This window comes from Desulfuromusa ferrireducens (assembly GCF_055389805.1).
In genome coordinates this window covers 1,673,216-1,686,740 of record NZ_AP042415.1, presented here as the reverse complement: position 1 = coordinate 1,686,740, position 13,525 = coordinate 1,673,216, and the positions used below count along the sequence as shown (strand labels likewise).

The window sequence follows — 13,525 nt, the reverse complement described above, 5'->3', positions numbered from 1 at the left end:
TTGCTGGTAAAGAAAGGGCCAGGAATTTCCCGGCCCGATCGCTTTTACTTAGCAGGGATGAACGTTGCTGCTCCCGACTACTTTTGGCTTCATGTACTTTTTCATGATGATTCTCCTTGGTGGTTGGTATTAAACGATGCCCCGGAGTCGCCTCCGGGACAGGGCATTCATTATTTACTGCTGGTAGACTTCGAACTCAAACACTTCGTAGTCCCTGTCGTTACTGTGTCTACACTCAAGCTTGATGTAACGGGCCGTCTGGGTACTGAAAGTAATTTCATCAGTATTTCCGTTGCCGTTATCATTTGCATCGTAGATACGGGTCCAGTTGTTCATATCGTTGGAAACTTCGATTCGGTAATCATCCGCATAATCGTTGTTATCCCACTCGATGACGATCTTACTGAACGATTTCTGGCTACCGAAATCGATGTACAGTTCCCGATCACTCGAATCAGAGACCTTCCAGCTGGTCGACATATTACCGTCGATGGTACGCGGCGCTTCAGAAGAATCCTGACTGGCGTCAGCCGAGGCATTCAGAGCCAGGTTGGTGTTACCGACTGGCGGAGGAGTTCCACCACCGATGCTCGAACCGTAGACTTCAAGCTCGTAGACCGAGTAATTTCCGCTACGCGCTGAACTCATATATAGCTGAACATAGCGGGCACTGATGGTATTGAAGGTCAACTCATCGGTACCACCGTTGCCAGAACTGTCGCGAACTACTTCGGTCCAGCTACTGTTGTTGTTGGAATAACGGATCCGGTAGTCATCCGCATAGTCACTATGCCAGTTGACGACAACCTTATTGACATCCATCTGGCTGCCGAGATCAACCGTCAAGGTACGGGTTGATCTGTTGCTGGCCGACCAGCGGCTGTTCATATCACCGTCGTTGGCGTTGGCAGCCGAATAACCATAACTCGTCGAGCTGGCACTGATCGGCTTATCCAGAGCCAGATTCACAGATTCAACCGGCAGGTCAGGACACATGTTGCCGATGTAAGTGGTTTCCGCCAACTGATAAGTCGCCAGATCAATCTCCGGCTTATTCAGGTGATCACGCCAGACCATGTTGTCACAAGTGACCAAGGTGCTGTCGTAAGTTGAGTGACAGCTCGTACAACTCTCCAAACCATTACCACCAGGAGTGGTACCAGGGTCGGTCGGCACGTTTGGCATCGGGATGGTCGAGAACGACGGCACCTGATAGGTCCGGCCAGCCTCGGAGATCGACACTAAAGTGTAGGAGATAGCGGGGCTGGCATAGGTACTCCGATCGAAGTTATCCCATTGCTCCTGATCACCGAAACGATCGGTGTAATTACTACGGCTCTTACCACCTATAATGCTATTCCCAATATTGAAAGTCCCTTTACCCGGTGCCGGGTTGGTCGCACCAACACCTTGACTCGGCATCGCGTGGAACGGCAGGGCCGCAGCCGCAGTCGGGAACATCCCTTTCAGGCTGCCATTATCGGCATGGCAATCGAAACAGGCTCGGTAATCGTGAATCGGTGCGGCACTGTTCTTACCGTGCATGTATTCACCGTGACACTGACGACAGGCGGCCTGCTGCGGGTTTTCATCCTTATCAGCTGGCCAGCTGTGACACTGCTCACAGACACCGTAGACCGCGTAGTTCGAATCATGATGCGGAGTCGATGCGTGACAAGCCGAACAGGTATCCGGCGTGCTGGTCGCCTGGTGACAGACCGAGCAGTCGCCACCAACGGTGGTCAACGGCACGGCGTGGTGCAATTCAGGAATCGTCTGCGTTGTCGAGGTATGACAATCAGCACAGTTGGCACCGTTCAGAGCGATCGTACTGTGACAGAAGGTACAGTTATCGCTGGTGTAGTTGGCTGTTGCGTGGTGACCCGGATCAACGTGACAGCTGGCGCAGACAGTACCAACCACTTCGGCACCGACGTGACAGCTGTTACAGAGACCAAGGTTGTAGGTATCGGTGACATGGTGCGTGGCCGAGGTACCAGCCGGCGCAACATTGCCATCGTGACATGCGGCACAGTCGCCTTCGGCAACATCAGCGCCGATGTGACACTTGACGCAATCACCGGTCTGACCAGCAATGGTCATATCGTGGTGCTGAACATCGATGGCCGGCATGCCGGTTTTGGTGTGGCAGAGCGCACAATCGAGCTCGGCCTGATTGACATCGGTGTGACAGCTGGCACAGCCATTGGCCTGGGCAAAGCTGCTGTTATGATGTCGCGCATTCATCGGTGTCGCGTTGACACTGATGTGACAAGCGGCACAATCCATCAGTGCCGACTGAGCGCCACTGTGACAAGTGGTACAAGAACCACTGGTAGCCAGGACAGTGTTGTGGTGCATATCCAGACCGCCATTGAGGATCGGCTGGGTTGCGTGACAAGACTCACAATTAAGGTTGGTCGCATCAACCGCCTCATGACAGTTGACACAGTTACCGGCAACCGCCGGGCCCGTGGCATGGTGCATCACACCCTTGCCGTCGAGAACTGGCTGAGTCGCGTGACAGGTCGCACAATCAAGCTCAGCCTGATCAACAACGTGACAGATCGCGCAGTTACCGGCGACACCAGCAGCAGCGACATCATGATGTCGCTCGGAGATGGTGATAGCATTCGTTCCGGTGGTGTGACAAGTCGAGCAGGTGTTGTTGCTATTGAGCTCGGCAAAGGTTGCAGCGTCGTGACAGGTCACACAGTTATCGGCAGCGTAAGCAGCCGAACCGTGGTGCATTGCGACGGTACCATCCTTGGTCGTCAAGCCGCGAGTGGCGACACTCTCGTGACAGGTGGCACAATCAAGACCGGTTGCAACAGCATCGATCCCTTCGTGGCAGATGACACAGTTACCACCGGTGTAACCAGTGGTCAGGTGGTGAGTTGCCGAAGTACCGACCCGCGCTGCCGTGCCATCGTGGCACAGCTCACAATTATTGATCGCCGTGCTCGCACCGGTGTGACAGCTGGCACAAGCGACGGTGTTGTTGGTTGCGTAGTCATGGTGCATCTGGAAGCCGCCATTGAGAACCGGCTGACTGGTGTGACACGCCTCACAGCCGCTGACAACAATGTTCTGATGACAGGTGCTGCAACTATCCGCTGCGAAAGCCGGGTTCAGGTGGTGCATCCCGGAGGTGCCGTCGAGAACCTGAGCATCGCGGGTTTTACCTACGTGACACGTCGCGCAGTCGAGGCTGGCAGCAGTAATGCCGCTATGGCAATCGGTACAGCTGCCGCTGGTTGCGGTCGCTGTGCTGTGGTGCAGTTGGTTAATTGCTGGCTGACCAGCAGCTTCGTGACAGAGCGCACAGTTATCAACTGCAGCGGTCCCGCCAACGTGACAGAGGTTACAGTTACCAGCCTTACCTGCCTCTGAAATATCGTGGTGTCTTACCGCAACACTGACCGCGTTGGTGCCGGTCGTGTGACAGATCACACAAGAGATTTCAGGATCCGTCCCGGCGACCAGCTCTGGGAATGACAGGACATCGTGACAGGCAGCACAGTTTTCGGCTGCATAGTCACCCAAACCGTGGTGCATCTGGAAGGTTCCATCCTTAACCGTCAGACCACGTGCCGCAACACTCTCGTGACAGGCGGCACAATCAAGACCGGTTGCAACGGCGTCGATCCCTTCGTGACAGCTGGCACAATCGCCACTTGTGTAACCGCCAGTCAAGTGGTGAGTCGCCGAGGTGCCGTTACGCGCAGCGCTACCGTCGTGACACTGCTCACAGTTATTAACAACCGTCGCTGCGCCGGTGTGACAGGTCGCACAGTCAACGGTGTTGGTGGTTGCGTAGTCATGGTGCATCTGGAAGCCACCGTTGAGAACCGGCTGACTGGTGTGACAAGCCTCACAGCCGCTGACGACAATGTTCGGGTGACAGGTGCTACAGCTCTCCGCTGCGTAAGCCGGATTCAAGTGGTGCATCTCGGAGCTGCCATCCAGAATCTGACCGTCGCGGCTCTTGTCAGTGTGACAAGTCGCACAATCGAGGCTGGCAGTGGTGATCCCGGAGTGACAATCAGTACAGAGGCCGGTGGTTGCGGTCGCTGTGCCGTGGTGCAGCTCATTGATCGCCGGCTGACCAGTCGCTTCGTGACAGAGAGCACAGTTATCTTTTGCCGCTGCCGTGGTTTCGTGACAGATCGCACAGTTATTGGTGGCGAAGTTCGGATTCAGGTGGTGCATGGTCGGGCTACCGTCACGGTCCTTATTGGTGTGACAGGAGGCACAATCGAGACCAACGGTGACACCGGTGTGACACAGAGCACAGTTGTTAGTGGCGAAGTTCGGGTTCAGGTGGTGCATCACCGGGCTGCCATCACGCGGCTTGTCCTGGTGACAGGTTACGCAGTCAAGACCAGCGGCCTCAACACCTTGGTGACAACTGGTGCAATCACCGGCAACAAATTCTGGCTGCAGGTGGTGCATTGCCGGGGTCCCGTCGAGAGTCTGCCCGGCACGGCTCTTACCAGCGTGACAGGTTGCACAGTCGAGGGACAGAGGATCGATATCGGCAATGCCGCCATGACAAGTCCCACACTCGTTAGCCGCATAAGGTGCCGTTGCATGGTGCAGCAATGGAACCGTGGTCTGCGCAACTATCGTGGTATGACAGCTCTCACAAGCGGCCGCAGACGGTTTGGCAAAACCGGTTGCAGCGAAAGAGTGGCAATCGAGACAACCAAAACCGTAGGTTTGCGAGGTTGATGTTTCATGGTGCAGGTTCGGAGAACCGGCTGGCCACCAATCACCGTGACAGGAGGAACACTCGCCAGATGGAACGATGCTGGCGTGACAGTCACTACAGGATGTTCCACTGGCCGAGACCAGATCGTGGTGAGTGGTCTGGGCATTGGCATCAACACCCCAAGAGGTCGGGGTGTGACAAGACTCGCAGTTATCAACCACGGTAATCGTCGTGTGACAGGTCACACAATCGTTAAACTCTGGGTACTCTGCCCGCACCGTATCGTGGTGAGCGGTCGCCGAATCACCTTGGTGACAGGTGATACAACCGGCAGAACCGGCCACCGGCATGACAATGCTTTCGTGACAGAGGTTACAATTGACGTTTTGTGCTGTTGCGTAATCGTGGTGATCGGTCCGCGCATCAGCAGTCCAGCTGGTATTGCTGTGACAGGTTTCGCAGCTGGCGACAACCGGCAGGCTGGTGTGACAATCCTGACAACTGGTCGAAGCGACGACCGTGTGGTGTTGATTACGCGCTGAACCGGCGCTCCAGAAGGCAGCGTCGTGACAAGCAAAACAATCGGTCTTCGGATCGATGGCGGTGTGACAGCTGGCACAAAGATTCATATCGCCATTGGCGACCGCATGGTGATCGGTCTGCGCATCGGCAGTCCAGGTTGTTGGCGTATGACAGCTTTCGCAGTCAGTGACGGCCGGCAGATCAACGTGACACTCTTGACAGGCCGGAGAGTCAACATTGCCCAGCAGCGCGTGGTGAGCAGGACGCGGCGCATCGGCGTGACAGCTTTCGCACTGTGCGTTTTCATCGCCACCGATAGTACCGTGACAAGAAGTACAGGCAATTTCAGCACCGCTGACGTTGGTAAAGCGGATGTCGTCGTGGTGATCGACCTGAGCATCAACCGTCCAGTTCGAATCGTGACAGGCCTGGCAGTTATCTTTCGCCACCAGGGTTTCATGACAGACCGAACAATCAAGGTTCTGACCAGGGCGGATCACATCGTGGTGCTGTGCTTCAGCACTGCCGGCAGCCCAATCAGTCGGAGCGTGACAGGTTTCGCAATCAGCAACATCGGCAGCAGCGCCGTGACAAAGACCACAGCTCATGCCGAAAGGAATCATCGCGTGGTGCGCGGTACGGGCTTCGCCGCGAACGTGACAGCCATCACAGTTGGCAACCGCGGCCATACTGGTATGACAAGCACTACAATCGTTGCCGACCGTCGGCGCGACAACATCGTGGTGTTGGTTCAGGGCACTACCAGCAGACCAGAAGGCTGCATCGTGGCAGGCAAAACAATCGGCTTTTTCGTCGATGCTGCTATGACAGCTATTACAGGTACTCAGATCGGCACCAGCAAAAGCGTGGTGATCGGTCTGCGCATCAGCAGTCCAGGTTGTCGAAGTGTGGCAGCTTTCGCAGCTGGTGACCGTCGGCAGCTCAACGTGACACTCTTGACAGGCCGGAGAGTCAACATTACCCAGCAGTGCGTGGTGAGCAGGACGCGGCGCATCGGCGTGACAGCTTTCGCACTGTGCGTTCTCATCGCCACCGATGGTGCCATGACAAGAGGTACAGGCGATCTCGGCGCCGGTGACGTTGGTAAAGCGGATCGCATCATGGTGATCGCTCTGGGCATCGACCGACCACTGGCTGTCGTGACATGCTTGACAGCTATCCTTGGCCACCAGAGTTTCGTGACAGACCGAACAGTCGAGGCTCTGGTCAACACGAATCACGTCGTGGTGCTGATCTTCAGCGTTACCGGCACTCCACTTATCTGCAGAGTGGCAGGTTTCGCAGCTGGCGATATCGGCACTGGCGCCGTGACAGACACCGCAATCCATACCGAACTGAACCATGGCATGGTGACCTGCGCGAGCATCGCCACGGGTGTGGCAGCTATCACAGCTCTGATCGAAAGCAATCGTCGTGTGGCAGCTTGAACAATCGGCGGCATTCGCCGCGGCAATAGCATGGTGGCTATCACGCGGGGTCATCGGGTTACCAGCGCTATCAACCCCCCAGTAACTGGAATCGTGACAGGTAGCGCAACCAGGAACAACACCGGCATCGGCGTGACAGGTGCCGCAGGTCAGGCTGTTATCAGCAAGCGCCATGTCGTGGTGCTTGGTCTGATTCGGCAGGCCCGGAGTGTGGCAGTCCTGACAGCCACTCAGAGCAACGCTGACATCGACATCAATCTGGTCGTGACAGACCTGACAGTTGATGCTGACATTAGAGGCGATCTGGTGGTGAGCGTCGGTCGCTTCACCCTGGTGACAGGTATGACAGTCAGACGGTGCAGCAGCACCAGTATGACAATTCGCACAGGGAGTATTGTTGGTTGTGGCATTGGTATGGTGGACAACTTGAGCACTGGAACCAGCACCCCAGTAAGTGGCATCGTGACAACTCTCGCAACCGGTGACCACCTGAATACCAGCGTGGCAGGACTGACATTCAAAGCCGCTGGTGTCAGCGACGGTATGGTGCTGGGTGCGGATACTACCGGTATGGCAACCGAGACAACCGGCCAGCGGCTCCATATTGCTGTGGCAGGAAGCACAGTCAATCGGATCGATCACGTCCGGAGTAGTCGGATCATCACTGATCGCCATATGGTGTGGCGACTGGATCTGACCTTGGTGACAGCTCAAACACTCTGCCAATTGACCAACATCCGTATGACACTGGGCACAATCACCGCCAGTAGCAGCAGCGGTATCGTGGTGAGCGTTGGCCTGCGGAACAAAGGTATGGCACTGGGCGCAATCACCGGTGGTGGTGACTCCCTCGTGACACTGACTACACAGACCTTGCTCATAAGCCGTCGACTGGTGGTGACCAGCAGCGACATTGTCGCCGTGACAGGTAGAACACTCGCCTGCCGCAAAAACCGTTGCCGGCAGCAGCGAAAAAGCAGCCAAAATGGCGACCAGCAACATAAGTTGCTTCATTCGGCTACTCACATTCAAATCATAACTCTGCATAAAAAATTGCCTCCTGCTAAATAAGCTTGTCTTGAATCTATGTTTTTTAATAATTGTTTAATTATTTGATCAGCACAAACAATCGATGCTTAATTAAATATTCTAAATGTTCGATTTCATTGTTCTTTTAGCTTTGCCGTTCAGCATATTCTGCAAAGAGCGCGCCCACAAAACATGACTACTCCTGTCATGTTTTGTGGGCGCAGTAGATTTTTCTTTAATCTAGCTCGACTTACTGAGGCGAATATTTATTTTATACACCTGGCTAAGTAGGACTGCGACCTATTATCCTAGGTATACGGTAGGGTAGAAAACGTGATATGCCGACAAGTGTATGGCGATATGCCGTTAGCCACATAACGGACTGTGCTGTACCACAGTTCTAATGTAAGGGGAGGTCAGCGGGGCTAGGATAAATAGAAGGGTTAGCGACAGCTACATCTGCTCGACAAGGATCTCAAGTCCGCTTAATTTCTGCCCGGACTGCAGACGCACCGAACTGTCGCGGCTCCCGAGATAGCGGCCGTAAAACTGCCCGGGAACCGGTGGACCACCGAGGGTATCGCGGGCAGCGAGGAAATAGGTGCCGCCCTGGGGGAAGGAAAGAACAAAGCTGCCATCGGCAGCAGAAGGCTGAGAAACAAAGAGCGGACGATTGAGCATCATCGGATCGTTATAGAGCAGCACGCGGATACCGACCACCGGCTGCCCGGCGGCATCGACCACCGTGCCGCGGATACTGGTCTGGCCGAACAGGCTATCGGCCATGCGGCTGACCTTTTCCGGCACCTCGAGCATAGCAAGCGCCACCCGCGCCAATTCGCCCTCCTTAATCACCAACGGGTTGGCCGGGTAAAAGCCGAAGAAGTCGCCATCGCGTAGCGGACCCATTAAAGCGCCGCTATTGCGCTTGCGGGCAACCAGATAATAGGTACCGGGCTGAATCTCTGCCTCGAAGATCCCCTGCGCGTCGGTCGGCGCGGTCATCCCCAAGCCCATCCCTTTGAGCTGATTGTTCAGATCGGTGTAAACCGTCACCACTGCCCCTTCAAGCGGCTGGCCGTTAATGGTCAGCTGACCGAGCAGGCCGGTCTTGATACGCGGCTCAACAGTCGGCGGCGCCGGAGCGCGATCAACCAGCGACATGTTCATCTCCGCCACACCGCCCTCCGGTACGGTCACCGGATTGCGGCCGTAGAAACAGTACTGCTGTTCCCCTTGGGCAATAAAATAATAGCTGCCCACCGGCAGTTCGATGTTAAACAAGCCATCCTCGGCAGTGACCCCGGAGGCAAAAGGAGCCTCGTCACGCAGGTGCTGACTGTCGACCGGATAGGCAGCGACCTTGATACCGGCAGCAGGCGTCTTCTCTGCGCCAAAAGTGACCTTTCCGGCAACGGATGCAACATCCGCGCAAAAAGCAGGAGCCACCGACAGAGCCAGTAGCAGCAACAGGGTATAAAGTGTGGCACTAAAACGTAGCATCGAAAACTCCCGGTTCATTTCCATATTGTCGATCATTTTCATAGTAAAACCTTTTTCCCGCCAATACCATAAAAAATTCTCATCTCCATGCTGGCGTTTTCCCTGTCTGTTGCCTAAACTAGAGAGGATAACTCTGCATTCAGTGTTGTAAACTCGCGCTCTTTAGGGGGCGATCCATTTTCAGGAGGCTGACATGATCCGGCCATACCGCATAAACTACATTCTGATGAGCTGCCTGTTCTCGCTCGTGCTGCTCAACGGCTGCGCGGGCACCGCACTGAAATCTTCCGAACAGATAAAATCGACTGCAGCAACGACTCCGCCGCAACCAGCGGCAGTGACTGCCAGCCACCAAAAAGCGCTCAACGCCATCGAAGAAAATGACTACCAGCAAGCGGTGACCTCATTTCAACAGTCACTCGAGGGTGAGCAGCTTTCCGATAATGATCGCTATTATTTTGCCAAGGCACTTTACGAAACAGGAAACTATGCCGCGGCGATAGAGAATTACAACCTGTACATTGATAACCCAGGGCGCCGGGGCGACAATTTCCTTGTGGCGCTGGAAGAGCGAGGTCACGCAGCCGATAAATGGCAGCGACAAAAAGAAGAACAGGAAAAAGCCCTACAATCAGAAACAGCCTTGGCCTTGATCGCCCCGACCCTGGATCAGAATTGGCTGGCGGTGCAGCAACAGCTCAGCGCTCGCCCGGCCTCTTTCACCGAACCACTGACCGGCATGGAGATGATTCTGGTTGAGGGTGGCTGCTACCAGATGGGCGATCAGGCGGGCAGCAAAGTCTGTGTCGATGACTTCTACCTCGGTAAGTTCGAGGTCACCCAAGGGCAATGGCAGCAGATTATGAGCTACAACCCGGCACAATCCAGCCAAGGCCAAAATTATCCGGTAGAGACTATCAGCTGGCAAGAAGCTACAGCCTTTGCCGAAAAACTTGGCGCGGCACAGGGAATCTATCGCCTACCGACCGGCGCGGAATGGGAGTATGCCGCCCGCAGTGGTGGAAAAAAACAGAAATTCAGCGGCAGCGATAACGTCGATGCGGTCGCCTGGCATGAGGACAACTCCAACGGCAACTCCCACCCGGCTGGACAAAAACAACCGAACGGGCTCGGCCTGTATGACATGTCGGGCAACGTCTATGAATGGTGCCTGAAAAATGCAGCCGAAAACGTACCGACCCGCCGTGGCGGCAGCTGGAACAGTCGCATAGCCTATAGTCAGACCAGCTACAGTAGAGAGCAGAAGCAAAAAGACTATCGCCATGCCGATACCGGTTTCCGACTGGCGTTGCCACTACCGCAGCTAAAACAAACAGTTCAATAATTGTGCAGTCCGGGCACCTCGATAAATCGCCCGGCTCACTTTCACCAAACAAAAGGACCATTAATGCGCCACATCGCCCTCCTTATCTGCTTGTTTCTCTTCCTGCTGGTCGGCTGCGAACAGACCCCACCTGCACAGCAGACCGAACAGCCTGCGCCGATCGTTACAGCCAAGCCTGCAACCGCAACCGTACCAGCAACTGGAGTCGGGCTCTTTCACCAACCGATAACCGTGCCGCTGCTGGAACTGCCAAGCGAAGCCTTGACCTACTGGCGCAGCGCAAGCAACGAAAAGCCGGCGCTGGTGCTCTTCTCTTTTGACCCGCTGCTTAAACCGATCGATCCCAGCTTACAGGCACAAGCGCGAACGCTCGCCCTCACCGGCAGCCCGGAACAACTTCGCCTGCACGGCAGCTTCAATACTGCCGACCCCATTATCCTGCCGGTTCAGGCGCTGTCGGCAGCCATCGATGCAGGTCTGTTTTCCAAAATCTATTGGGTTTTCCCCTCCAAGGTCGCACCGGAACAGCTCACCCTTGAGCAGTTCCGCGAGCAAATGCAGGAAAAGAACATCCTTACCGCCGAAGAAGTTGCCGCTATCAAGATAAATACCGGCGTTTATACCGGACAGCTGCGCGGCATCCCCTTTGAAGCGCTCCACTATCAAATGCTGCACGAAATTTCCGAGCCGATCATGCTGCATGTCGATATGGGCTTTTTCCGCGGTCTCTATGACAACGAAATCAAAACCCCCCTTTACACCCTGCTGCGCGACACCGCGGACAGCTTGCGTGGGCTCAACTGGCAACCGCTGGCGACCACCCTTTCCGCTTCAACCCTCGAAGGGGCCGTCTCCCTTGAAGTCCGTTTTTTGATCAAAAATCTCGCCGAGCTATTAGAAAATCCCACCCTGCTCGACGCCGACATGCCGCAGACCTGGAAACTGCGCAGCGAAGCACTCTACGCCGGCGACATGTACAGCGAAACAAAACAGATCGAACTGTCGCAGCAGATCGTGGAACTAGCGCCCGAAAGCGCCGCTGCCCACTATGATCGCTTCCAAGCCCTGTTTATGAATAAACAGATTGAGCCGGCCCTGCAGGAGCTTGCCCAGGCCATCCGGCTCGATCCAGGCTACGGCGCATCCTATATCCAACTGGCCCAGATGGCCGCCGAAGACGGGAATACCGGCAAAGCCCTTGAGCTGCTCGGCGAAGCGGAAAAGCTGTTCCCGGAAAATTCCTTCATCAGCCTGCAGATGGCCCACCTTCTGGCTTTTGATCAACAATATGCTGAAGCCAGTGCCCAACTGGATCGACTGCCACAACAGTGGTCAACGCTTTATCACGATACGATTCCCGGAGTCATTGCCGAGCTGCGTCAACAAATTGCAGCAGCAACTGCTCCCGCAAAAAGCGAGTAAAGACAGTTATGTTTGAACGATTCAGCCCATACCTGCTGCTGCTTTTGAGCCTGCTCCTGCTACTTACACCGCTCAGCGACAAGCCGCTTCTAACCGGGCCGACCACACGGCCAGAACCGGTCCCCCCGCGGCCGCCCATACTGGAAACATTTCAGGGCTCACCACAGCTCTCCCTGTTCCCTCGACTGGGCGATTTCCGCCCTGAGGCGGCCGAAGATCGGCTGCCCTTCTGGCAAACCTATCGCGAGCATTTGTTGAAGACCTCCGGGGTGGTTAAAACCGATCCGGTCAGCGGTAATCAAGCGTTCAGCTTCCGCGGCATCAAAGGAATCGATTCTATCGGCCATTTCACCCCCCTAGCGGTCGAACCGAAGCAAACTTACCGCGTTGGTCTGAAGCTGAAAGCCGAACTGCCCGAGGGGGCCAGCACCGGCGTCGGACTTATCGAATACCGGCAATTCCTCTGGGTTGGAGAACAGTACCCGGAAAGTCTGCACCAGCAGTTTTTTGTCGGCAATCAGGAATTGTTAAGGATTAGCCACACCGATGACTGGCAGGATTTCCAACTCAGCTTCACCACCGGACCAGAGACGCGGATGATTCATCTGGTTTTTTTCCGCGAAGGACCATCCAGTGATCGGCAACCGGTGTTGGTGGATAATATTTCGGTGTTGGATGAGTAGATTGCGGACGACAACCACGGGCGACCCAGCGGGTCGCCCCTACATCGTTAAACATATCGAACCTTAGGGGCGAGCCGCTGGCTCGCCCGCGCTCAAAAACAACATTTCACATGGAGGGGGTTCCATGAAACAACCGGACAAGCCTGTCCGCCATTCTACCCGTCTGCGCGATTTCGACTACGCGCAGGCCGGGGCCTATTTCATCACCATTTGTTCCTATCAGCGGGAATCTTTGTTCGGTGAGATTGTTGCTGGTATAGTGCGGTTGAATGAGGTGGGCCGGGTGATTGCCCATGAATGGCAAAAAACCGCTGAGATCCGTGCCAACGTAATCATCGACGAATTTGTCGTGATGCCGAATCATTTCCACGGAATCATATTCATCAACGACATTGATCGGGCGACCCGACGGGTCGCCCCTACGACATTGGCATCCGGATCTCTCGGCGCCATCATCGCTCAATTCAAATCATCCGTGACCCGACAATTGAAGCGAACCGGACACCATCCCGGCACCACGCTCTGGCAACGCAATTACCATGATCATGTCATCCGCAATGATGAGGGATTGTGGCAAATCCGGAATTATGTGATGAACAATCCATTGCAGTGGGCGTTGGATCGGAACCATCCGGATAATATCCAAACCCACCCCACCCCGTAGGGGCGACCCGCTGGGTCGCCCCTACGGGTCTCCTATCCGGTATCATAAACGGATCGGGCGAGCCACCGGCTCGCCCCTACATATTCTTCCCGCTCCCCACCCAAAAACAAACGGGCCGCTCAATCGAGCGACCCGTTATCGGTTCCAGTTAGCAGGGATGAACGTTGCTGCTCCCGACTACTTTCGGCTTCACAT

At 55.4% G+C, this 13,525-nt stretch carries 6 protein-coding genes; 4 read left to right on the top strand and 2 right to left on the bottom strand.

The genetic code is table 11. The features are described from left to right. Positions 1 to 174: 174 nt before the first annotated feature. Both ACZ5PT_RS07550 and ACZ5PT_RS07545 read right to left on the bottom strand, forming a co-directional pair. Complete coding sequence (locus tag ACZ5PT_RS07550; RefSeq protein WP_464266202.1) at positions 175 to 7,731, bottom strand: cytochrome c3 family protein; 7,557 nt, start codon at positions 7,729 to 7,731, stop codon at positions 175 to 177. Positions 7,732 to 8,166: 435 nt separating this feature from the next. Further along, positions 8,167 to 9,258 (bottom strand): hypothetical protein, encoded by a 1,092-nt coding sequence (locus ACZ5PT_RS07545; protein ID WP_464266201.1) that lies wholly within the window; start codon positions 9,256 to 9,258, stop codon positions 8,167 to 8,169. A 151-nt stretch (positions 9,259 to 9,409) separates the two neighbouring features. On the opposite strand from ACZ5PT_RS07545, the gene ACZ5PT_RS07540 reads away from it, so the two are divergent. The 4 genes from ACZ5PT_RS07540 (at position 9,410) to ACZ5PT_RS07525 (ending at position 13,330) form a co-directional block, all read left to right on the top strand. Then, entirely contained in the window at positions 9,410 to 10,561 is a 1,152-nt protein-coding gene (locus tag ACZ5PT_RS07540; RefSeq protein ID WP_464266200.1) for an SUMF1/EgtB/PvdO family nonheme iron enzyme, read from the top strand. Positions 10,562 to 10,624: 63 nt separating this feature from the next. Next, positions 10,625 to 11,983: a tetratricopeptide repeat protein gene (locus ACZ5PT_RS07535; RefSeq protein WP_464266199.1), complete on the top strand. Its 1,359-nt coding sequence runs from the start codon at positions 10,625 to 10,627 to the stop codon at positions 11,981 to 11,983. An 8-nt stretch (positions 11,984 to 11,991) separates the two neighbouring features. Next, a complete protein-coding gene (locus tag ACZ5PT_RS07530; protein WP_464266198.1) occupies positions 11,992 to 12,666 on the top strand; it encodes a hypothetical protein in 675 nt (224 codons plus the stop codon). A 124-nt stretch (positions 12,667 to 12,790) separates the two neighbouring features. After that, positions 12,791 to 13,330, top strand: a complete 540-nt coding sequence (locus ACZ5PT_RS07525; RefSeq protein WP_464266197.1) for a transposase — start codon at positions 12,791 to 12,793, stop codon at positions 13,328 to 13,330. Positions 13,331 to 13,525 lie beyond the last annotated feature (195 nt).